Source organism: Shumkonia mesophila (assembly GCF_026163695.1).
GTDB lineage: Bacteria > Pseudomonadota > Alphaproteobacteria > Rhodospirillales > Shumkoniaceae > Shumkonia > Shumkonia mesophila.
In genome coordinates, this window is sequence record NZ_JAOTID010000001.1 from 252,083 (window position 1) to 273,274 (window position 21,192).

At 67.6% G+C, this 21,192-nt stretch carries 20 protein-coding genes; 15 read left to right on the plus strand and 5 right to left on the minus strand.

Annotation, left to right across the window (positions count from 1 at the left end):
• Positions 1-4: 4 nt before the first annotated feature.
• The 3 genes from ODR01_RS01150 to ccmA form a co-directional block, all read right to left on the minus strand.
• Positions 5-772 carry a heme ABC transporter permease gene (locus tag ODR01_RS01150; protein WP_316975756.1) on the minus strand — a complete coding sequence of 256 codons (768 nt, stop codon included), beginning with the start codon at positions 770-772 and terminating at the stop codon, positions 5-7.
• Between the two features lie 80 nt (positions 773-852).
• A complete protein-coding gene (gene ccmB / locus ODR01_RS01155; RefSeq protein WP_316976198.1) occupies positions 853-1,518 on the minus strand; it encodes a heme exporter protein CcmB in 666 nt (221 codons plus the stop codon).
• The gene (gene ccmA, locus ODR01_RS01160; protein ID WP_316975757.1) at positions 1,518-2,153 is read right to left on the minus strand and encodes a heme ABC exporter ATP-binding protein CcmA; all 636 of its coding nucleotides are present in this window, start codon (positions 2,151-2,153) and stop codon (positions 1,518-1,520) included. Before ccmA ends, ccmB begins: the two co-directional genes overlap by 1 nt.
• Positions 2,154-2,584: 431 nt before the next feature.
• On the opposite strand from ccmA, the gene acnA reads away from it, so the two are divergent.
• The 4 genes from acnA to ODR01_RS01180 all read left to right on the plus strand — a co-directional run bounded on the left by acnA (position 2,585) and on the right by ODR01_RS01180 (position 6,746).
• Positions 2,585-5,281, plus strand: coding sequence for an aconitate hydratase AcnA (gene acnA, locus ODR01_RS01165; protein WP_316975758.1), 2,697 nt, complete (start codon positions 2,585-2,587; stop codon positions 5,279-5,281).
• Positions 5,282-5,384: 103 nt separating this feature from the next.
• Positions 5,385-5,633, plus strand: a complete 249-nt coding sequence (locus ODR01_RS01170) for a type II toxin-antitoxin system ParD family antitoxin (RefSeq protein WP_316975759.1) — start codon at positions 5,385-5,387, stop codon at positions 5,631-5,633.
• Between the two features lie 3 nt (positions 5,634-5,636).
• Complete coding sequence (locus tag ODR01_RS01175; RefSeq protein WP_316975760.1) at positions 5,637-5,942, plus strand: type II toxin-antitoxin system RelE/ParE family toxin; 306 nt, start codon at positions 5,637-5,639, stop codon at positions 5,940-5,942.
• Between the two features lie 78 nt (positions 5,943-6,020).
• A complete protein-coding gene (locus tag ODR01_RS01180; protein ID WP_316975761.1) occupies positions 6,021-6,746 on the plus strand; it encodes a DUF1223 domain-containing protein in 726 nt (241 codons plus the stop codon).
• Between the two features lie 4 nt (positions 6,747-6,750).
• Here the strand turns inward: ODR01_RS01180 and htpG are convergent, their stop codons facing one another.
• Both htpG and ODR01_RS01190 read right to left on the minus strand, forming a co-directional pair.
• Positions 6,751-8,658 (minus strand): molecular chaperone HtpG, encoded by a 1,908-nt coding sequence (gene htpG / locus ODR01_RS01185; RefSeq protein WP_316975762.1) that lies wholly within the window; start codon positions 8,656-8,658, stop codon positions 6,751-6,753.
• Between the two features lie 112 nt (positions 8,659-8,770).
• A complete protein-coding gene (locus ODR01_RS01190) occupies positions 8,771-9,238 on the minus strand; it encodes a YbhB/YbcL family Raf kinase inhibitor-like protein (protein WP_316975763.1) in 468 nt (155 codons plus the stop codon).
• Between the two features lie 86 nt (positions 9,239-9,324).
• Here ODR01_RS01190 and ODR01_RS01195 point away from each other — a divergent pair, with 86 nt between their 5' ends.
• The 11 genes from ODR01_RS01195 (at position 9,325) to pip (ending at position 21,176) form a co-directional block, all read left to right on the plus strand.
• A complete protein-coding gene (locus ODR01_RS01195) occupies positions 9,325-9,999 on the plus strand; it encodes a protein-L-isoaspartate(D-aspartate) O-methyltransferase (protein WP_316975764.1) in 675 nt (224 codons plus the stop codon).
• A gap of 58 nt (positions 10,000-10,057) precedes the next feature.
• Positions 10,058-12,574: a helicase-related protein gene (locus tag ODR01_RS01200; RefSeq protein ID WP_316975765.1), complete on the plus strand. Its 2,517-nt coding sequence runs from the start codon at positions 10,058-10,060 to the stop codon at positions 12,572-12,574.
• Complete coding sequence (locus tag ODR01_RS01205) at positions 12,571-12,954, plus strand: RNA-binding S4 domain-containing protein (RefSeq protein WP_316975766.1); 384 nt, start codon at positions 12,571-12,573, stop codon at positions 12,952-12,954. Before ODR01_RS01200 ends, ODR01_RS01205 begins: the two co-directional genes overlap by 4 nt.
• Positions 12,951-13,517 carry a hypothetical protein gene (locus ODR01_RS01210; RefSeq protein WP_316975767.1) on the plus strand — a complete coding sequence of 189 codons (567 nt, stop codon included), beginning with the start codon at positions 12,951-12,953 and terminating at the stop codon, positions 13,515-13,517. The genes ODR01_RS01205 and ODR01_RS01210 overlap by 4 nt, the downstream gene beginning before the upstream one ends.
• A 37-nt stretch (positions 13,518-13,554) precedes the next feature.
• Complete coding sequence (locus ODR01_RS01215) at positions 13,555-14,022, plus strand: tellurite resistance TerB family protein (protein WP_316975768.1); 468 nt, start codon at positions 13,555-13,557, stop codon at positions 14,020-14,022.
• Between the two features lie 51 nt (positions 14,023-14,073).
• The gene (gene fdxA / locus ODR01_RS01220; protein ID WP_316975769.1) at positions 14,074-14,415 is read left to right on the plus strand and encodes a ferredoxin FdxA; all 342 of its coding nucleotides are present in this window, start codon (positions 14,074-14,076) and stop codon (positions 14,413-14,415) included.
• Between the two features lie 272 nt (positions 14,416-14,687).
• Entirely contained in the window at positions 14,688-15,185 is a 498-nt protein-coding gene (locus ODR01_RS01225) for a CarD family transcriptional regulator (protein WP_316975770.1), read from the plus strand.
• 101 nt (positions 15,186-15,286) lie between these two features.
• On the plus strand, positions 15,287-16,087 hold the full coding sequence (locus ODR01_RS01230) for a metallophosphoesterase family protein (protein WP_316975771.1): 801 nt from the start codon (positions 15,287-15,289) through the stop codon (positions 16,085-16,087).
• Between the two features lie 127 nt (positions 16,088-16,214).
• Positions 16,215-17,348 (plus strand): DUF2336 domain-containing protein, encoded by a 1,134-nt coding sequence (locus ODR01_RS01235; RefSeq protein ID WP_316975772.1) that lies wholly within the window; start codon positions 16,215-16,217, stop codon positions 17,346-17,348.
• Positions 17,341-20,226: an EAL domain-containing protein gene (locus ODR01_RS01240; RefSeq protein WP_316975773.1), complete on the plus strand. Its 2,886-nt coding sequence runs from the start codon at positions 17,341-17,343 to the stop codon at positions 20,224-20,226. The genes ODR01_RS01235 and ODR01_RS01240 overlap by 8 nt, the downstream gene beginning before the upstream one ends.
• Positions 20,223-21,176, plus strand: coding sequence for a prolyl aminopeptidase (pip, locus tag ODR01_RS01245; RefSeq protein WP_394356802.1), 954 nt, complete (start codon positions 20,223-20,225; stop codon positions 21,174-21,176). Before ODR01_RS01240 ends, pip begins: the two co-directional genes overlap by 4 nt.
• The last annotated feature ends 16 nt before the right edge of the window (positions 21,177-21,192 follow it).

Sequence of the window (21,192 nt, forward strand, 5' to 3'; positions counted from 1 at the left end):
CCCTCTATCCTTCCGCCCCCAGCGGCGCGGCGCCCGACGGCTGGGCGGGGGCGCCGGAGCGCACCTGGCGCAGGCGCAGGGCGCGCACCTTGGCGGCGACGATCTCGGTGCGCAGGCGCAGCATCAGCACCCACAGGAAATAGACGGTGAAGCCCGCCCCCATCAGCAGCAGCGGCGCCAGCATGCTGGGGTCGATCGCGGGTCCGTCCGCCTTGAACACGCTGGCCGGCTGATGGAGCGTGTTCCACCAATCGACCGAGAACTTGATGATCGGTACGTTGACGAAGCCGACCAGGGCCAGGATGGCCGCCGCCTTGAGCCCCCGCGTCGGGTCGTCGAAGGCGTTGATCAGCGCGATGTAGCCGAGATAGAGAAAGAAGAGGACCAATACCGAGGTGAGGCGGGCGTCCCACACCCACCAGGCGCCCCACATCGGCTTGCCCCACAAGGACCCGGTGACCAGGGCCAGCAGGGTGAAGCAGGCGCCGACCGGCGCCGTCGCCTTGGCCGCCAGATCGGCCAGCGGGTGCTTCCAGATCAGGCCGACGGCGCTGGCCGCCGCCATGACGGTATAGCAGAACATGGCCATCCACGCCGACGGCACGTGAACGTACATGATGCGCACGCTTTCGCCCTGCTGATAGTCGGCCGGCGAGCCCAGCAGCGCCAGGTAGAGGCCGGCCGCGATCAATGCCACGGCGGTGCCGGCCGTCCACGGCAGCAGGGCCGCGCTCAAGCGCATGAAGCGGGTCGGGTTGGCGAAGCGATGCATCGTGTTTCCTGTCCGGCGCCCCTCTATTTATCTCTCGACCCCGTCATTTTCCATAGCGGGCCTGTATTTTCGTCCCCGCCTCAGCCCAACGCCTGGCGAAGCGCCGCCCCGCTGGCCCACGGACAGAGCGCCAGTGCGGCCAGCAGCATGCCGCCCAGGATCAGCAGCGGCGAGCGGAAGGCGAAACCGGCGATCGCCCCGTCCACCGCGGCTACCCCGAACACCAGCACCGGGATGAAGAGCGGCAGCACCAGCAGCGACAGCAGCACACCGCCGCGCCGCGAGCCCAGCACCAAGCCCGCCCCGACGGCGCCGATCAGGCTCAGCGTCGGGGTACCGATCAGTAGCGCCGCCACCAAAACGGCGAAGCCCGCCCCGTTCATGTTGAGCAGCACGGCCAGCAGCGGCGCCGCCACGATCAGCGGCAGCCCGGTGGTCAGCCAGTGGGCCGCCACCTTGGCCAGCACCACCAGTTCCAGCGGCAACGGCGCCAGCAACAGCAGTTCCAGCGAGCCGTCCTCGTAGTCGGTCTGGAACAGCCGTTCGAGCGACAGCATCGAGGCCAAGAGCGCCGCCACCCAGATGACGCCGGCGGCGATGCGGGCCAGGATGTTGGGTTCGGGGCCGACACCGAAGGGAAACAGCACCACGGCGATGATGAAGAAGACCACCGCCAGCAGGCTGTCGAAGCCGTGGCGCTGGGCCAGGTGGAGATCGCGGCCGAGAAGGCTCAAGAAGCGGGCCATCATGCTGCCGCCTCCGTCTCGAAGGCGCCGAGGTCGAGGGTTTGGGCGCCACCCAGGGCCAGCGGCGCATGAGTCGCCGCCACCACCATGCCGCCCGCCTGGCGGTGACGCGCCATTGCCGCCTCGAGTGCGGCGATGGCGGCGCGATCGAGCGCCGTGGTCGGCTCGTCCAGCAGCCACAGCGGCGCTGGGGCCGCCAGGATGCGGGCCAGGTTGACACGGCGGCGCTGGCCGGCCGACAGGAACCGCCCCGGCACCCCCGCCAAGTGCGCGATCCCGAAGGCGGCGAGCGCGTCGTGCGCCGCCGCCCGTCCGCCGCCCGGCCTCAAGGTGGCCCAGAAAGCCACGTTTTCGAGCACGCTCAGCACCGGCTTGACGGCATCCAGATGGCCGACGTAGTGCAGCCGCCCGCCATGCGCCTCGCGGTCCGCCGCCACCGCCTCGCCGTTCCAGGCGAGCGTGCCGGCCGCCGGGGACAGCAAGCCGGCCATCAGGCGCAGCAGGCTGGACTTGCCGCTGCCGTTGGGGCCGGCGAGCACGAGGGCGCCGCCCGATTCGAGCGTGAAGCCGAGCCCGGAAAAGACCAGCCGCTCGCCGCGGATGCAGGTGAGATCGTGCCCGATGAAACGATCCATGCTTGCCGACGCCCCTGCCGCCCTTGCGAATCCGCCTGCGACCGTATCGCAACGATCCCCAAAAAAGAAGAGCCGGAAGAAGCGGCGGACCCGGCCATAAAGAAACGGCCGGATGGTCCATATGGATCACCCGGCCGCGGAGCCCGGCAACAGTGCCGGTCAGGGGACCAGAGGCGTTGGGGGGGGATGGTGCCTCTGGCTATAAACGAGGGGGTTTGTTTATGGGTTTGATTTAAGCCCCCAATTGTGGCGATTTTATGCCCAAAATCGCTTTTATCGCGTCGCAGTCTCGTTTTTCGGCTGGCAAAGTGGCCGGCTGCGTTTATCTAATGGAAGCTCGATTCGCGGTCGGGTTCCGCAAGGGATAGCCAGAACCTCAGGGGGAGGAGGCGGCCCGCGACGGGTTTGTTTGCCAGGTGAGGAGGATAGCCGTGTCTCGTTCCGGTCACGATAGTCTGAACGCGCGCCGCACGCTTGCCGTCGGCGGCCAGAGCTATGAGTATTTCAGCCTTCCGGCCGCCGCCGCGGCCGGGCTGGGCGACGTCTCGCGCCTTCCGTATTCGCTGAAGGTGCTGCTGGAGAACCTGCTGCGCCACATCGACGGCCGCTCGGTGACGGCGGACGACTGCAAGGCGCTGGCCGCCTGGCTTGACGAGCGGCGCTCCGACCGCGAGATCGCCTTCCGCCCGGCCCGCGTGCTGATGCAGGACTTCACCGGCGTGCCGGCGGTGGTCGATCTGGCGGCCATGCGCGACGCCATGGTCAAGCTGGGCGGCGATCCCAAGAAGATCAACCCGCTGTCCCCGGTCGACCTGGTCATCGACCATTCGGTGACGGTCGACTTTTCGGCCACCGGCGACGCCATGCGCCGCAACACCGACCTGGAATTCAAGCGCAACATGGAGCGCTACAAATTTTTGCGCTGGGGCCAAAAAGCCTTCGACAACTTCCGGGTGGTACCGCCGGGCACCGGCATTTGCCACCAGGTGAACCTCGAATACCTTTCGCAGGTGGTCTGGCGGGGCGGCAAGGACGGGCGCACGATCTATCCCGACACCGTGGTCGGCACCGACAGCCACACCACCATGGTCAATGGCCTGGGCGTGCTGGGCTGGGGTGTGGGCGGCATCGAGGCCGAGGCCGCCATGCTGGGCCAGCCCATTTCGATGCTGATCCCCGAAGTGGTCGGCTTCCACTTGACCGGCAAGATGACCGAGGGAACCACCGCCACCGACCTGGTGCTGACCGTTGTGCAGATGCTGCGCGCCAAGGGGGTGGTCGGCAAGTTCGTCGAATTCTATGGCCCCGGCCTCGAGAACCTGTCGCTGCCGGACCGTGCCACCATCGCCAACATGGGTCCCGAGTACGGCGCCACCTGCGGCATCTTCCCGATCGACGCCGAGACGCTGCGCTATCTGGCCTTCACCGGCCGCGAGCCCGAACAGGTCGCCCTGGTCGAGGCCTACGCCAAGGAACAGGGCATGTGGCACGATGCCAGCAGCGTCGATCCGGTATTCAGCGACACGCTGGAACTCGACATCTCGACGGTGGAGCCCAGCCTGGCCGGGCCAAAGCGCCCGCAGGACCGCATCGCGCTGTCGGCCGCTACCAAGACTTTCGCCAAGGTGCTGCCGAACCTGGCCGCCGGCGTCGACAAGCCGCGCGAGGTCGAGACGTCGGGCGCCGACTACGGCCTCAGGGACGGCGATGTGGTGATCGCCGCCATCACCAGCTGCACCAACACCTCGAACCCCAGCGTGCTGATCGCCGCCGGGCTGGTGGCCCGCAACGCCCACGCCAAGGGCCTGACCGTCAAGCCGTGGGTCAAGACTTCGCTGGCCCCCGGTTCGCAGGTGGTCGAGGACTACCTGCGCGAGGCCGGCCTGCAGCCCCATCTCGACGCGCTCGGCTTCAACATCGCCGGCTTCGGCTGCACCACCTGCATCGGCAACTCCGGGCCGCTGAAGCCGCCGGTCGCCAAGGCGGTGGAGGACAACGACCTGGTGGTCGCCGCCGTGCTGTCGGGCAACCGCAACTTCGAGGGCCGCGTCCACGCCCAGGTCAAGGCCAATTTCCTGGCCTCGCCGCCGCTGGTGGTGGCCTATGCGCTGGCCGGTTCGATGACCGTCGACCTCTATACCGACCCGTTGGGCACCGACACGGACGGCAAGCCGGTCTTCCTCAAGGACATCTGGCCCACCAACGCCGAAATCCAGGAAACCATCGCCCGGGTGGTGACGCCCGAGATGTTCCGCGCCCGCTACGCCAACGTCTTCGAGGGACCGGCCGAATGGAAGTCGGTCGAGGCCACGGCCGATGTCACCTACAAGTGGAACATCGGTTCCACCTACGTGCAGAACCCACCCTATTTCCACGGCCTGGGCGACCTCGCCGCCGAGGCGCGGCCGATCGTCGACATCAGGGGCGCGCGGCCGCTGGCGCAGCTGGGCGATTCCGTGACCACCGACCACATCTCGCCGGCCGGCTCGATCAAGGAGAAGGGGCCGGCGGGCGAATACCTGATCGGCCATCAGGTGCCGGTGCGCGAGTTCAACTCCTACGGCAGCCGGCGCGGCAACCACCAGGTGATGATGCGCGGCACCTTCGCCAACATCCGCATCAAGAACGAGATGGCGCCCGGCACCGAGGGCGGCGTCACCCGCCACATGCCGGACGGCACGGTGATGCCGATCTACGACGCCGCCATGAAATACCAGGCCGAGGGCGTGCCGCTGATCGTCATCGGCGGCAAGGAGTACGGCACCGGCTCGTCGCGCGACTGGGCGGCCAAGGGGGTCCTGCTCCTGGGCGTCAAGGCGGTGGTGGTGGAAACCTTCGAGCGCATCCACCGCTCCAACCTGGTCGGCATGGGCGTCCTGCCCCTGGAGTTCCAGGAAGGAACCAACCGCAAGTCCTTGAAGCTCGACGGCACAGAAACCTTCGACATCCTGGGCCTCTCCGAAGGCATCAAGCCCGGCATGACGCTGCGCCTGGTCATCCACCGCGCCGACGGCTCGGTGGGCGAGGTGCCGGTGATCTGCCGCATCGATACGCTGGACGAGGTCGAATACTTCAAGGCCGGCGGCATCCTGCAATACGTGCTCAAGAATCTGAAGGACGCGGCGTAGGGTCGGAAGCCGCGCCGCTTCACGCGGCGCGGCTGGCCCGCTTGCTTTTGCCGTGGGCCTCGCCTATCTTCCATATGTCAATCTTTGACATATGGAGGCCGCGGTGGCAACCAACGTACATCTCACACCCGACCTGGAACGCTTCGCCCGTCAATGCGTCGAGGGCGGGCGCTACAACAACATGAGCGAAGTCGTCCGCTCGGGCCTGCGGCTGTTGCAGGAGGCGGAGGATCGTCGCCTGCGATTCCAGGCGATGCTGCATGCCACCGAGGCGGAGGCCGACCGCGAGGGCACCTTCCCCCTCGACGAGGTCGTGGCGGAGATCGACGGCATTATCGACGCCAGCCGGTAAGCGATGACAAAAGCGGTCTTGTCGCCCCAGGCCCGGCGCGACCTGCTTGACGCCATTCGCTGGATCGCAAAAGACAATCCTGCTGCGGCGCGAGCCTTGCGCGACGGCGTGGCAACGGCGGCGACGCGCATCGGCAAGCATGGCCATATAGGCTCGCTCCGCCCCGAGTTGGCCGATGAGCCCTACCGGTTCGTCACCTTGACCGGCTTTAATTATGTCATCGTTTACAATGCCGAACGTCGGCCGCCGCTGATCGTGCGAATTCTGCACGGCGCCCGCGATCTGCCGGAGGTGTTGAGGGAGTCCTGACCGACTGGATCGGACCGCGCGCCCGCCTCACCGCCATGTGATTGGCGCGCGAGCGGGCGCCGGGCTTATGTGGAGGACATGCGCAAAATCCTCAAAACCCTCGTTTCCGCCTGTGCCGTAATGGCCGTTGTCCAGCCGGCCGCGCGCGCCGATCAACTCATCGTGGTCGAGTTGTTCACCTCGCAGGGCTGTTCGTCGTGCCCGCCGGCCGATGCGCTGCTGACCGAGCTTTCCCAGCGGGACGACGTGCTGGCGCTGTCGTTGCACGTCAACTATTGGGACTACATCGGCTGGAAGGATCCCTTCGCCAGCGTCGCCGCCACCGAGCGCCAGCGCGGCTACACCCGTCCCTTCGGTCTCGGCTACGTCTACACCCCGCAGATGGTGATCCAGGGGCGCCGCCAGATGACCGGATCGGACCGCCGGGGGGTGCTGGAAGCCATCGACCGCGAAGCCGCCGTGGCGCGCATGACGGTGAAGATCGAAGGCGACGCCGGTACCGCCACGGCGGTATTGCCGGCCCGCGACGGCGCCGAAGCATCGACGCTGTGGGCCGTCGCCTTCGACTCCGCGCACACCACCCGCGTCGAGCGCGGCGAGAACGGCGGCCGGACGCTTGCCTATTCCAACGTGGTGCGCGACATCCGCAAGATCGGCGCCTGGCGCGGCGAGGCCACCCGGGTGCCGCTGCCGATGGGCGAATTGGCCCCCGGCCACGACGCCGTCGCCCTCCTGGTGCAGGCCGATACCAGCGGCGCCATCCTCGGCGCCGCCGTGCTCGACTTGGCCCGCCGCAGGCCGTAGCGCTTCAGCCCGCGAAGCCCCTTTCCATCACGCTAGACAGGCGTTTAGCGAAGGCGGCGGGGTCGGCCACCGGCTCACCCTCCTGGATGCGCGCCTGATCAAGCAGCAGCAGGGCGGCGTCCTTGATGACGTCGGCCCCGGCGGCACCGGTATCCTTGACCTGTTCCGCCAGACGGCCGATCAGCGGGTGCTTGGGGTTCACCTCGAGCACCCGGGTCGGGACGGCCTCGGCGCCGTGGCGGGCTTGGCGCAGCATGCGCTCCAGGCGCAGGTCGACGTCGCCCTCGGCGGCAACCAGGCACACCGCGCTGTCGGTCAGACGGGCCGACGCCCGGACGTCCTTCACCGTATCACCCAGCGCCACCTTGAAGGCGGCGACCAACTGGTCGATGGCCGGCGCATCGGCCGGCTTGGCGGCATCCTCGCCTTTGTCGCCATCGGCCAACGGGATCTTGTCGAGGTCGGCGGCACCCCGCGTCACCGACTTGAACGGCTTGTCGCGGTGGCGGCCGATCGAGGGTAGCCAGAACTCGTCAATGGCGTCCGTGAGCAGCAACACGTCAAGGCCGCGCGCCTTGTAGCCTTCGATCTGCGGGCTGGCCCGCAACACATCGATGTCCTCGCCGCTGATGTAGTAGATGGCCTCCTGGCCCTCCTTCATGGCGTCGACATAGGCGTCCAGCGTGATCAGCCCATCGCCGGCGGTGCTGCGGAAGCGGCAGAGCGGCAACAGGGATTCGCGGCTGGCGAAATCCTCGTAGAGGCCTTCCTTGAGGACGGCGCCGAAGTTTTCCCAGAACTTGGCGTAACCCTCCGGCTCCTTTTCCGCCGCCTTCTTGAGGTCGCCCAACACGCGCTTGACGAGACCGGCCTTGATTCTGGCCAGCTTGGGGTCCTTCTGAAGCATCTCGCGGCTGACGTTGAGCGACAGGTCCTCGGAATCGACGATACCGCGCACGAAGCGCAGGTAGGACGGCAGCAGCGCCTCGCTGTCGTCGGTGATAAAGACGCGCTTGACGTAAAGCTTGGCTCTGGGCTTGCGATCGGGATCGAACAGGTCGAAGGGCCGCGACGAGGGAATGAACAACAGGTTGGTATAGGAGAGCACCCCTTCGACGCGGTTGTGCAGCACCTTCCACGGTTCGTCGAAGACGTGGCCGACGTGGTGGTAGAACTCCTTGTACTGCTCGGGGGTGATGCCTTTGGCCGGCCGTGTCCACAGGGCCGAGCCGTCGTTTATCGTCTCGTCCTTGCCGTCGTGCACCAGAACGATCGGCACCCCGATGTGGTCGGAATAGGTCTTGACGATGGTGCGCAACCGGAAGGGGTCGAGATACTCGTCCTCTCCCTTGTTCACGTGCAGCACAACCGACGTGCCCGCGGCCTCGCGCGTGGCGTCCGTGATGGTGAATTCGCCCCTGCCGTCGGAGCGCCATGTCCAGGCGGCATCCTCGCCGGCCCGTCGGCTGGTCACCTCGACCCGATCCGCCACCATGAAGGCCGAATAGAAGCCGACCCCGAACTGGCCGATCAGCGCCACGTCGCCGTTGCCGCTCTTGTCCTTGCCGTCGCCGCCCTTGGCCTTGACCTGCTCGACGAACGCCTGGGTCCCCGAACGGGCGATGGTGCCAAGGTTGTCGGCCAGTTCCTGGCGGTTCATGCCGATGCCGTTGTCGGCAACCGTCAGCGTACGGGCCTTCTTGTCGATGTCGAGCGTGATGCGGAAGCCGCCGCCGCCGTCGCCGATCAGATTAGGCTCCGTCAGGGCCGCGTAGCGCAGGCGGTCGCAGGCATCCGAGGCGTTGGAGATCAGTTCCCGAAGAAAGATCTCCTTGTGGCTGTAGAGCGAGTGGGCAACGATGTCGAGGAGCTTGCTGACCTCGGCCTGGAAGGCGAATTTTTCCTCCGTCATGGCGTCATCCGTTTCCGTTCGTTGAACCGTCCGCGATTGGACCGGGCTGATATGCGTCGACGCGCGCGCGGCTGCAAGCCCCGAAACGGCGCGCGCGGCGGCAAAGCGGTATTCAGTCCCGGGAATAGACGCCGGTCAGCGTGCATTCCGCCAGCAGGTGGCGGCCGGCCTCGGCCTCGACGTCGCGGCAGTCGGGCGAGGCGGCGACGACCAAACGCTCGACATCCACCGCCATCAGCCGGAAGCGATAGTGATGCGTCCCGTGGCCGCGCGGCGGGCACGGCCCGCCATATCCGGTGCGCCGGAAATCGGTGACCGCTTGGCGGATATCGCCGACCCGGCCATCGGTGGGAAAGTCCTCATCCAGGCGGCGGGTGACCGCCGGGATGTCGAAGACGGCCCAGTGATACCAGGTGCCGACCGGCGCGTCGGGATCGCTGCAGACGAGGGTGAAGGCGCGGGTTCCCGGCGGCGCGCCGTCCCAGGCCAGCAGCGGCGAGGCGTCGCCGCCCTCGCAGGTGTGTCGGGTGGGGATGCGCCCCCCTTCGGCGAAGGCGGGGCTGGTCAGACTGAACGCCATGGCACCTCCTCGTTCGCTGGGAGCGATGACGACAAGCTTGACGCAATCGGCCGCCCTTCGCAAGTTACCCTAAAGGGAAGGGTCCGATGGACGACGCATCATTCGCCAAGGCGCGCCGGCGGCTCATGACCGAGATCGAGGTGGAGGCGCGCGAGACCCACTTCTGGACCGGCCGCGCCCACTTTTCCGAACGCGTGATGGCGGCCCTCGAAAAGGTGCCGCGCCACGAATTCGTGCTGCCCGAGGATCAGCCCCACGCCTACGTCAACCGGCCGCGCGGCATCGGCCACGGCCAGACCATCTCGCAGCCCTACATCGTCGCCCTGATGACCGATCTGCTCGATCTCGAACCGGCCCACCGGGTGCTGGAGATCGGCAGCGGGTGCGGCTATCAGGCGGCAGTACTGGCCGAACTCGCCGGCCGCGTCTTCACCGTCGAAACCTTCGAGGAACTGGCCCACACCGCCGCCGCCCGCCTGGCCCGCCTCGGCTATCGCAACGTCGAGGTTCGCCACGGCGAGGGTTACGAAGGCTGGCCCGAGGAAGCGCCGTTCGACGCCATCATCGTCACCGCGGCGCCGATCGCCGTGCCGCCGGCCCTATTGGACCAACTGGCGACGGGCGGCCGCATGGTGGTTCCGGTCGGCAAGCCCGGAGACACCCAGATCCTGACCCTCTGCCGCAAGGACGCGGAAGGACACGTCGAGCGCGACGGTCTGCTGCCGGTTTCCTTCGTGCCGATGGTCCGCCGCGACCGCTGACATCTGGATTCGGCGGGCGGCAGTTGCAATCGCCCGCCAAAGCCGCGATCTTCCCCCTATGCAGATCTCGTCGGCCAAGCCCCGCGTCGTCGCCGTTCTCGGCCCTACCAACACCGGCAAGACGCACCTCGCCATGGAGCGGATGCTCGGGCACGATTCGGGCATGATCGGCTTTCCGTTGCGCCTGCTGGCGCGCGAGAACTACGACCGGGCGGTGCGCATCCGCGGCGCCGGCCAGGTGGCGCTGATCACCGGCGAGGAAAAGATCGTCCCGCCCCACGCCCGCTATTTCCTGTGCACCGTCGAATCGATGCCGCTGGAGCGCAGCGTGTCGTTCCTGGGCGTCGACGAGATCCAGATGTGCGCCGACCCCGACCGCGGCCACATCTTCACGGAACGCCTGCTTTCCGCCCGCGGCGGTTCGGAAACCATGTTCATGGGGGCCGAGACCATCAAGCCGATGATCCGTCGGCTGGTCCCGGGAACGGAATTCATGACGCGGCCGCGCTTCTCGACGCTGCGCTACATCGGCAGCCAGAAGATCACCCGCCTGCCGGCCCGTTCGGCCATCGTCGCCTTCTCGGCCGCCGACGTCTACGCCATCGCCGAACTGGTGCGTCGGCACCGCGGCGGCGCGGCGGTTGTGCTGGGGGCGCTTTCCCCCCGCACCCGCAACGCCCAGGTCGCCATGTACCAGGCCGGCGAGGTCGACTACCTGGTGGCCACCGACGCCATCGGCATGGGGCTCAACATGGACGTCGACCATGTCGCCTTCGCTCAGACCCGCAAGTTCGACGGCCGGGTGCCACGCGCCCTGACGCCGGCCGAGATGGCCCAGATCGCCGGACGGGCCGGCCGCCACATGAACAACGGCACCTTCGGCACCACCACTGACGTCGCCCCCTTCGACCCCGAACTGGTTGCCCGCATCGAGAACCACGACTTCGAGATGCTGCGCGCGCTGTACTGGCGCAACGCCCGCCTGCGTTTCACGTCGCTGGCGGCGCTCAGGGCCAGCCTGAGCCAACCATCCACCGAAGCCGGCCTGGTGCGGGCCCGCACCGCCGACGACGAGATGGCCCTGGAGACCCTGGCCAAGGATCCCGTCATCGCCGCCCTGGCCACGTCGCCCGCCGCCGTCTCCCTGCTGTGGCACGTCTGCCAGGTGCCTGATTTCGGCAAGGTGCTGAGCGACGCCCACACCCGGTTGCTGGGGCGCATCTACACCTACCTGATGACCAAGGACGGTCGGCTGCCGGAAGACTGGATCGCCGCCCAGGTCGAGCGGGTGGACCGCACCGACGGCGACATCGACACCCTGGCCCAGCGCATCGCCAACGTCCGCACCTGGACCTACGTGTCGTTCCAGGCCCAATGGCTGGACGATCCTGCCGGCTGGCAGGAGCGCACGCGCGCCGTCGAGGACCGGCTGTCGGACGCTCTCCACGAGCGCCTGACCCGGCGCTTCGTCGACAGGCGAACCGCCGTGCTGGTGCGGCGCATGAAGGACAGCGCCGAGATGACGGCCGCGGTGACCCGCAAGGGCGAGGTCGTGGTCGAGGGCCAGTTCGTCGGCCGCCTGGCCGGCTTCCGCTTCGCCGCCGACGCCGAGGAGACCGATCCCAATGCCCGGCGCGCCGTCACCAGCGCGGCGCTCAGGGCCCTGCGCGGCGAAACCGACAGCCGGGTCGCCCGCGTCGAGGGCGAAGCCGACGCCGCCTTCGCGCTCGATCCGGCCACCGCCCGCATCCTGTGGCAGGGCGACCCGGTGGCCCAGCTCACGGCCGGCGCCGGCATCCTGGCCCCGGCCGTCGAGCCGTTGGCCAGCGACCTGCTGGAAACCGCCCAGCGCGAGCGCATCCGGGTCCGCCTGAAGACCTGGCTGGACGGCCGCATCGAGGCCGGTTTGGGCGCCCTGATGAAGGTCCGCCGGGCCGATCTGCCGGGTCCCGCCCGCGGCCTGGTCTTTCAGGTGAGCGAGACGCTGGGCTCGGCGCCCCGCCTGGACCTCGAGCCGCAGATCCAGGCGCTTGACGCCGCCAGCCGGCGGTCGCTGCGACGCTTAGGGTTCCGTCTGGGCCGCGTCGGCGTCTTCCTGCCCGCCCTACTGCGGCCGGCCGCCGTCGAATTGCGGGCCGTGCTGTGGACCGTTCATGCCGGCCTCGACGCGCCGCCGATCGTGGTGCCGCCGGGCCGCGTCTCGGTACCGCTGGAAGCCGCGGCGCCGGCCGCCTTCTACCGCGCCATCGGCTACTGGCCGGCCGGCGGCCTGGCGGTACGCATCGACATGCTGGAGCGGGTGGCGGAGGAGGCCTGGAAGCGGCTGGCCGACGGCCCCTTCCAGCCCGGCCCCGACATGCTGGCCCTGGCCGGCTGCAGCGCCGAGGACATGGCCGGCATCCTCGACTCCCTGGGATTCCGCCGCCGGCAGCAGGATGGCCAGGATCGGTTCGCAGCCCCCACCCGCAAAAGGAAGCCCCCCACCGATGCCGGCTCGCGGACCGCCGGCCGCCGCCGCGCCAAGACCGACGACTCGCCGTTTGCCGGCCTGCGCAACCTGGTCCAGCCGCGATGACCGAACCCACCCTGCGCATCGACAAATGGCTGTGGTTTGCCCGCTTCTTCAAGAGCCGGACGCTGGCCGCCAAGGTGTGCGGCGGCGGCCGCCTGCGGGTCAATGGCGAGCCCATCGGCAAGGCCCACCAGATGGTGAGGACCGGCGACGTGCTGACCTTTCCGCAAGGCCACGACATCCGCGTCGTGCGGGTGCTCGCCCTGGGAACGCGCCGCGGCCCGGCGCCCGAGGCCCGCGCGCTTTACGACGACCTGGAGCCGCCGGTGGCCCGCTCCCGGGCGGTCGAAGACGGCGCGCTGTTTGCATGGCGCGATCCCGGAAGCGGCCGGCCAACCAAGTCGGAGCGGCGCGCCATCGACCGCCTGAAGGGCGAGCCATGAACGGGCGGCGCCCGAGCCGCACCCTCCGCCGGCTGGTGATGGCCGGGGGCGCGGCGCTCGCCCTGACGACGGGCTGCACGACCGCCGGCGCCGAGCCCGGCTACGTGTTCTACTACCACGCCTTCGGCGACTGGACGGTCATCTGCGCGCTGGACGAGCCGACCGGCCGCAAGGATTGCCGGCTGGGCGCCCCCGACCCCAGCGCGACCGGAACGGCCGCCGGGGCCGACGTCACGGTCGACATCGTCGATGCGCCCGACGGTGAAACTGCGGTCGTGCTTCGCATCCGGGGAGCCGTCGAGACCGGGCGCCCCGCCTTGCTGAAGGCCGACGGTGGCGCCCGCCACCAGGCGGCCCTGACGCGCACCGGCGAAGCGGTGTGGCGCGGCGCCGAGGCGCGCACCATTGTCGACGAAATGGTGGCCGGACAAGCCGTTTCCATCCGCTTCATCCGGCAGGGCGAGTTGAAAGAGACCGAACGCCGGTTCTCGCTGGTTGGCTTTGCCCTCGCCCGCCAGACATACCGCCAGCGGCTTGCCGCCATCGCCGCGGAGTCGCGATGAACGCACAATTTCCCGCGCCGAACGAAAGGCATTTACCATGATTCGTAGACTGAAGGCCTGGCTGCTGGGCGAAACCGTTGACGACGACGGCCCCGACGATCCCCTTCACCTGGCGGCGGCGGCCCTGCTGGTGGAGGCGGCGTCGCTGGATGACGATTTCGACGACAGCGAACGACGGACCATCGCGGCCGTTCTCGAATCGCGGTTCGGGCTGGCGCCCGACGAGGTCGAGACGCTGATCGGCCGGGCCTCGTCGGCGGTCGCCGAATCGGCCCAGCTTTACGGCTTCACCCGCACCCTCAAGGACCGTCTGCAGCCGGAGGAACGGGTCCGCGTCATCGAAATGCTGTGGGAGGTGGCCTGCGCCGACGGCGAGGTCGATTCCTACGAATCGGGGCTGGTGCGGCGCGTGGCCGGCCTGCTGTTCGTCCCCGACAAGGAAAGCGGCGAGGCGCGCCAGCGGGTGCTCGCGCGGCTTGACTTAAGGCCCGCTTCGCCTAACTAATTCGGGTTACGTAGTTTCAACACCTATTTTTTGGATTTCAGCGGGATACCCATGGCCTACGTCGTTACCGAAAATTGCATTAAGTGCAAGTTCATGGATTGTGTCGAAGTCTGCCCCGTCGACTGCTTCTACGAGGGGGAGAACTTCCTGGCAATCAATCCGGACGAATGCATCGATTGTGGCGTCTGCGAGCCGGAATGCCCAGCCGAGGCCATCGTCCCCGACACCGAGCCGGGGGTCGAGGATTGGCTGGAGCGCAACCGCGTCTTCACCCAGGAAAAGGCATGGCCGAACATCACCCGCAAGGGCAACCCTCTGCCGGATTCCGAGGAGTGGAAGGACAAGCCCGGCAAGCTGCAATATTTGAGCGAAGAGCCCGGAAAAGGGTCGTAATTCGACCCCCCGGAGCGATCCGACGCCCCAGTATCCCGTCACGGGGCTAGGTTTTTTGACAATTTTGTGTTATAAAGGTGGTCATGAACTGGCCCTTGCGGGGCCGGTTTGACTGTGGGGCTCGTCGAGCGGGCCCTCGAAGGACGGCTTCCGGTGGCAAATCGCAAGTGGGAGGACGCATCGGTCTTATTCAGGCCGTGAGCGTAAGGCGCGTTGACACGCGAGCGCACCGTAGGTGGCTTTTGCTGTATGGGCAGAATACGAGAATCCGAATGATCGAGAAGATGGACTTTAAGGCTGGCGACATGGTCGTCTATCCGACGCACGGCGTCGGACGTGTCGAAGGGGTCGAGCCGCAGGAGATCGCGGGCCACCGCCTGGATCTGGTGGTGATTTCCTTTCCGCGCGACCGCATGACCCTTCGGGTTCCGTTGGCCAAGGCGGCCACGTCGGGATTGCGCAAGCTGAGCACCCAGAAGGTCATGAAGGACGCCCTGACGCGACTGAAGGGGCGGGCGCGGGTCAAGCGCGCCATGTGGAGCCGGCGCGCCCAGGAATACGAGGCGAAGATCAATTCGGGCGATCCCATCTCGATCGCCGAGGTGGTCCGCGACCTGCACCGCAAGGTGGACCAGCCCGATCAGTCCTTCAGCGAACGCCAGATCTACGAGGCCGCGCTGGACCGGCTGGCCTGCGAACTGGCGGCCGTCGAAAAAATCGATCGCGAAAAGGCGGCGGAAAGACTGGAAGAACTGCTGATGGCGGCTTAGGCGCCTTGAACCTGCTTTCCTGAAGATCCAGAATAAGGGCCGGGCGCTCCGCGTGATTTCGATCCGGAGCGCTTTTGGTATAAGGAAAAAAGGCGCCTCGGATGCCGGAACAGGACGTTTTCGCGACCTTCCCCGCGGGTCGCCGGACGTGGGCCGTCGGCTCGGTCCACGGCGAGGTGAACCGGCTGCAGGCCCTGCATTCCCAGTTGCAGGAACGCATCCGAGTCGGCGACAGCCTGATCTACCTCGGCAACCTGGTCGGGCGCGGCCCCCGCGTTTTCGAAACCATTCAGCACGTCCTGCTGTTTCGGCGCGCCCTGCTGGCGCGTCCCGGCGCCAATTGCGCCGACATCGTCTTCCTGCGCGGCAGCCAGGAAGAGATGTGGCACCGGCTTCTGCAGATCCAGTTCGCGGTCAATCCGAAGCAGGTCCTGAAATGGATGCTGGACCACGGCATCGAATCGACCATCGCGGCCTACGGCTCGACGGCGGCCGAGGGCCTGTTCGCGGCCTCGAAGGGTGCCGTGGCGCTGACCGAATGGACCAGCCGCCTGCGCGCCGCCATGCGGGTGGCAGACGGCCATAACGCCCTGATGAGCGCGCTGCGCCGCGCCGCCTACACCGAGGACCAGACGCTGCTTTTCGTCAACGCCGGCGTCGACGTCTCGCGGCCCCTTTCCCAGCAGTTCGACAGCTTCTGGTGGGGCGCCACCTCCTTCGATGCCATCACCGCGCCCTTCAACAACTTCCGCCGCGTGGTGCGTGGCTTCGATTCGCGCCACCGCGGCGTCGTCATCGGCGAGACGACGGCCTCGGTGGACGGCGGCTGCGGCCGCGGCGGCCCGCTTCATGCCGTCTGCTTCGATGCGGCGGGCGACCCCGCCGAGACGCTGGAAGCCTAGGTCGCGGGCGCGCCCCGCTGGCCGAAGAGCCCCGTCCCACGGCCTCCGCCAGGAACCGTTTGGGCGGACGGCCGAATTGCGCTACTATCCGGCCGGGGTTTCTTCAAGAACAAAAAGCGTCTGACGAATGGCCGGAAAGAACGACCTGGATATCCAGGATCTCTATCGCCTCGCCCGGCAAAAATCGGTGGAAGGCAGAACCACGCTGGCAGCGACGGTGACCGATTTTTTTTCGTCGGAATCCAAGGTACTGACCCCCCGGGAACGTTCCCTCATGTTCGACATCCTCCATCGCATCATCCGCGATGTCGAGATGTCGGTCCGCAAGAAGGTCGGCGAGTACATCGCCACCACGCCGGACGCACCGGAAGAGCTAGTCAACCTGATCGCCAACGACACCATCGAGGTGGCCTACCCGGTCCTCATCAAGAGCCCGGTGCTCAGGGACAACGACCTCGTCGAGGTGATCCGCAACCGGACGCTGGAACACCAGCTGGCGATCGCCATCCGCCAGGACGTCAGCGAGGTGGTCTCCGACGCCCTGGTCGAGCACGGCAACGAAGGGGTCATCTGCACGCTGCTGAAGAACCCGAACGCCCGCGTCTCGAAGGCGACGATGGAAGCCCTGGTCGAGCAGTCCCGACGGATCGACACCTTCCGCGAACCTGTCCTCGGGCGGCGCGAACTGGGACCGGAGCTTGCCAAACGCATGTTCCTTTGGGTTTCCGCCGCCCTGCGCCAGGTCATCCTTCAGAAATTCGACATCGACGCCGATACCGTCGACGACCTCCTCGAAAAGGCGGTCTTCGAAGAGCTTCAGTCCGCCGAGGCGGATATCCGCAAACCCGAAAAGCGCGCCGAGCTGGCCGAAGCCCTGCTGGCCAGCCAGGAGGTCACGCCCAAGCTGCTGGTTTCCATCCTTGAGGAAGGCGAGGTCGCTTTGTTCGTATCGGTCTTTCGCAAAATGACGGACCTCAAGGAAAAGCTGGTCATGCGCATGCTCTTCGAGCCCGGCGGCGAGGGGCTGGCCATCGCCTGCCGGGCAGTCGGCCTGGAAAAGGTCATCTTCACGTCCATCTTCTCGCTGTCGCGCAAGGCGCGTCCGAACCTGCGCTCCACGGCGCAGCGCGACCTGCGCCGGACCCTCGGCCTCTACGACCAGATGAGCGGGGACGCCGCCCGCAAGGTGCTGCGGCTGTGGCAGCGCAATACGGGCTATCTGGCCGCCATCCGCGAACTCGAGATTTCCTCCCATGCGTAACGACGACGGCCTCAAAAGGGATGCCCGCGAGCCGTCGGCGGAAGCCGCCTTTTCCGGCGATCGCCCCACCATGGCGCCGGGCGACGCGCTGCGGCGGCTGGACGACATCACGCGCCTGGTGTCGGACTGGGTGTGGGAAACCGACGACACGCTCAAGCTCACCTATCTGTCGTTCCGCATTTTCGAGGTGCTGGGCTTCCATTCACTGGAACTGATGGGCCGCCGGCTGTCCGACCTTGGCACGTTCATGGCCGAGGACGGCACGCCGATCGGGATAAACTGGCAGACGCCGTTCCGCGACGTCGCCTTCGAGATGGCCGACCGCGACGGCAACCGCAAATACTTCCTGGTCAGCGGCCTGCCGGTCTATTCGACGGAAACCGGCGTTTTCACCGGCGTGCGGGGCACGGCGCGCGACATCACGCCGCGTCGCCGCGCGGAAATGGCGCTGCGCGACAGCGAGCAACGCCTGCTGGCCGTCATCGGCAACCTTCCGGTCGTCCTCTTCTCGCTGGACGCCGCCGGCGTGTTCACCCTCTGCGAGGGCAAGGAGCCGGAGGCGCTGGGCCTCAAGTCCGAGCAGGTCATCGGCAAAAGCGCCTTCGACATCTATGCCGGCTATCCCGGCCTCGTGGCCGACATCCGCCGTGCCCTGGCCGGTGAGGCGGTGGTTTCCCCCCTCCAGATCGACGACCGCTCCTTCGAATGCGCCTTTTCGCCGGTGCGCAACGACACCGCCGTCACCGGCGTCATCGGCGTCGCCATCAACATCACCAGGCGGGCGCGGGCCCAGAAGGAGTTGCACGAAAGCGAGGAGCGCTTCCGCAACCTGATCGAGGGCTCGCTGCTCGGCATCGTCATCCATCGGGCCGGCAAACCGATCTTCGCCAACCAGGCCTACGCCACCATCTTCGGCTACGACACGCCCGAGGAAATCCTGCGCCTGCCGCTGCTCGACCCCCTCTGTCACCTCGACGACAGGCAGCGCTTCGTTCGCTATCGCCTGGACCAGATGCAGGGACGCCCCTCTCCCGCCCGCTATGAATTCCAGGGCTGCCGGCGGGATGGCACGCGGATTCTGGTGGAAGCCCAGGTCAGGGTCGTCACCTGGAAAGGGAAGCCGGCGGTCCAGTCGACGATCATCGACGTCACCGAACACCGCCGCACGGTGGAGAACCTGCGCAAGCTGTCCCAGGCGGTGGAGCAAAGCCCGGCGTCGGTCATCATCACCGACACGACGGGGGCCATCGAATACGTCAACCCGAAGTTCGTCGAGGTGTCCGGATATGCGCTGGAAGACGTCAGCGGCAAAAACCCCCGTATCCTGAAATCGGGCAAAACGCCCGAGGACGTCTACGACGCGCTGTGGCAAACCATCACCGCCGGCCAGGAATGGCGGGGCGAGATGATGAACCGCAAGAAGAACGGCGATCTGTACTGGGAGTCGGTATCCATTTCGCCGATCAAGACGCAGAACGGCGCCATCACCCACTTCCTCGCCGTCAAAGAGGACATCAGCCTCCGCAAGGAATACGAAAAGCGCCTCATCCAGCAGGCCAACTTCGACGAGGTGACCGGACTGCCCAACCGCGTCCTCGCGCTGGACCGGCTGGAGCAGGCGCTGGCCCGCGGGCTGCGCCAGAACCACAAGGTCGGCCTGCTGTTCATCGACCTCGACCGTTTCAAGTACGTCAACGACACCCTGGGCCACCACACCGGAGACCACATCCTTAAGGAGGCGGGGGCCCGCATCCGCCACTGCCTGCGCGCCGCCGACACCGTGGCCCGGCTGGGCGGCGACGAATTCACGGTCATCGTCCCCGACCTTCAGGTGGGAATCGACGTCGAACCGGTGGCCCAGAAGATCCTGGAATCCTTCGGCCAGCCGTTCCACCTGGGCGGCCGCGAGATTTTCCTGACCCCCAGCATCGGCATCACCATCTGGCCCGACGACGGCGGCTTCCCCGACGAGCTGATGCGCAACGCCGATACCGCCATGTACCGGGCCAAGGAAATGGGCCGCAACAACTTCCGCTTCTTCACCCCGGAACTGAACGAGCGGGCGCTGGCGCGGGCGCGCATGGAGCATCAGATCCGCCACGCGCTGGAGCGCAACGAGTTCGACCTGCACTACCAGCCCCTGATCGACCTGGCGACGGGGCGGATCGTGCGCGCCGAGGCCCTGCTGAGATGGTGCAACCCCGAACTGGGCCAGGTCAGCCCCGATGAATTCATCCCGCTCGCCGAGGAGATCGGCCTGATCACGCCGATCGGCGAATGGGTGCTGCGCACCGCCTGCCGGCAGGCCATGGTGTGGCGCCGCGAGGGGCTGTGCCCGGAGCGCATATCGGTCAACGTCTCCAGCCGCCAGTTCCGGGGCCTTTCGCTCTTCGATACCGTGGTCGGCATCCTCGAGGAGACCGGCATGCCGCCCACCGGCCTCGAATTGGAAATCACCGAAAACCTGCTGATGGCCGACATTCCCGAGGTGGTCGACAGCCTGCGCCGGCTGGACGACCTCGGCATCAGCCTGTCGGTCGACGATTTCGGCACCGGCTATTCGTCATTGAGCTATCTCCGGCGCTTTCCGGTCAGCGTGCTCAAGATCGACAAGTCGTTCGTAAAGGACGTCGCCACCGATTCGGACAACGCCACCCTGGTCGAGGCCATCATCACCATGGGCCGCAGTCTCAAGCTGGAGGTGGTGGCCGAAGGGGTGGAAACCGGCGCGCAAATGGGCTTTTTGCGCCAGCGTGGCTGCGACTATGCCCAGGGCTATTACTACAGCCGGCCGGCCCCGACCGCCGATTTCCGGCGGCTGATGCAGGACTGGCGGCCATCGCCCCTGGTCGACGGCCTCGCGGAGAGCGACACCTGAGCGGCCACCGGCCGTTCCCGACCGCCCCGGTCGCCGCCTGCGGATTCCTGGACCGCGACGGCGGGCACCGACTTTACTGGGAACAATCGGGGCGCCCCGACGGCATGCCGGCGATTTTCCTGCATGGCGGCACCGGTGCCGGGTCGGCACCGGTGCATCGGCAGTTCTTCGACCCCGGCCACTACCGCATCGTCCTTTTCGACCAGCGCGGCGCCGGGCGCTCGACGCCCGCCGCCGGCATCGAGGCCAACACCACCTGGCATCTGGTCGACGACATGGAGGCCCTGCGCCGCCACCTGGGCATCGAGCGCTGGCTGGTGTTCGGGGGTTCCTGGGGCGCCACCCTGGCGCTGGCCTATGGCATCCGCCACCCGGAACGCTGCGCCGGCTTCGTACTGCGTGGCGTCTTCCTCGGGCGCGACGAGGAAGTCGAGTGGTTCCTTCACGGCATGGGCCGGTTCTTCCCCGAGGCCGGGCGGGCCTTCGCCGAGTTTCTGCCGGCGGCCGAACGGGGCGACCTGCTGGGGGCCTACCACGCGCGGCTGACCGACCCCGATCCCGACCGCCACCAGCCGGCGGCCCTGGCCTGGGCGGCCTACGAGACGGCGTGCTCGACCCTGCTGCCGGCGCCGGCCGGCGGCGTCCCGCTGGCGCTGAGCGGGGCGGCAGCGCTGTCGCTGGCCCGCCTCAGCGCGCACTATTTCCGCCACCGTCTGTTCCTCGCCGCCTCGCCCCTTCTCGAAAACCTGGCGGCGATCCGGCATCTGCCCGGCATCATCGTCCAAGGCCGCTACGACGTGGTCTGCCCCATCGCCACCGCCGAGGCCCTGCACCGCGCCTGGCCGGGCAGCGAACTGGTGGTGGTACCCGACGCCGGCCATTCGGCCTTCGAGCCGGGCATCCGCGCCGCCCTGGTGGCCGCCACCGAGCGCATGAAGCGCGTTGCCTGACCCAGGCAAGACGGAT

Excerpts from the sequence above, each read along its gene's own strand:
- ODR01_RS01150 (WP_316975756.1), bottom strand. The coding sequence starts at position 772 with ATGCATCGCTTCGCCAACCCGACCCGCTTCATGCGCTTGAGCGCGGCC.
- ccmB (WP_316976198.1), bottom strand. The coding sequence starts at position 1,518 with ATGGCCCGCTTCTTGAGCCTTCTCGGCCGCGATCTCCACCTGGCCCAG.
- ccmA (WP_316975757.1), bottom strand. The coding sequence starts at position 2,153 with ATGGATCGTTTCATCGGGCACGATCTCACCTGCATCCGCGGCGAGCGG.
- ODR01_RS01175 (WP_316975760.1), top strand. The coding sequence starts at position 5,637 with ATGACAAAAGCGGTCTTGTCGCCCCAGGCCCGGCGCGACCTGCTTGAC.
- ODR01_RS01180 (WP_316975761.1), top strand. The coding sequence starts at position 6,021 with ATGCGCAAAATCCTCAAAACCCTCGTTTCCGCCTGTGCCGTAATGGCC.
- htpG (WP_316975762.1), bottom strand. The coding sequence starts at position 8,658 with ATGACGGAGGAAAAATTCGCCTTCCAGGCCGAGGTCAGCAAGCTCCTC.
- ODR01_RS01190 (WP_316975763.1), bottom strand. The coding sequence starts at position 9,238 with ATGGCGTTCAGTCTGACCAGCCCCGCCTTCGCCGAAGGGGGGCGCATC.
- ODR01_RS01195 (WP_316975764.1), top strand. The coding sequence starts at position 9,325 with ATGGACGACGCATCATTCGCCAAGGCGCGCCGGCGGCTCATGACCGAG.
- ODR01_RS01200 (WP_316975765.1), top strand. The coding sequence starts at position 10,058 with ATGCAGATCTCGTCGGCCAAGCCCCGCGTCGTCGCCGTTCTCGGCCCT.
- ODR01_RS01205 (WP_316975766.1), top strand. The coding sequence starts at position 12,571 with ATGACCGAACCCACCCTGCGCATCGACAAATGGCTGTGGTTTGCCCGC.
- ODR01_RS01210 (WP_316975767.1), top strand. The coding sequence starts at position 12,951 with ATGAACGGGCGGCGCCCGAGCCGCACCCTCCGCCGGCTGGTGATGGCC.
- ODR01_RS01215 (WP_316975768.1), top strand. The coding sequence starts at position 13,555 with ATGATTCGTAGACTGAAGGCCTGGCTGCTGGGCGAAACCGTTGACGAC.
- fdxA (WP_316975769.1), top strand. The coding sequence starts at position 14,074 with ATGGCCTACGTCGTTACCGAAAATTGCATTAAGTGCAAGTTCATGGAT.
- ODR01_RS01225 (WP_316975770.1), top strand. The coding sequence starts at position 14,688 with ATGATCGAGAAGATGGACTTTAAGGCTGGCGACATGGTCGTCTATCCG.
- ODR01_RS01230 (WP_316975771.1), top strand. The coding sequence starts at position 15,287 with ATGCCGGAACAGGACGTTTTCGCGACCTTCCCCGCGGGTCGCCGGACG.
- ODR01_RS01235 (WP_316975772.1), top strand. The coding sequence starts at position 16,215 with ATGGCCGGAAAGAACGACCTGGATATCCAGGATCTCTATCGCCTCGCC.
- ODR01_RS01240 (WP_316975773.1), top strand. The coding sequence starts at position 17,341 with ATGCGTAACGACGACGGCCTCAAAAGGGATGCCCGCGAGCCGTCGGCG.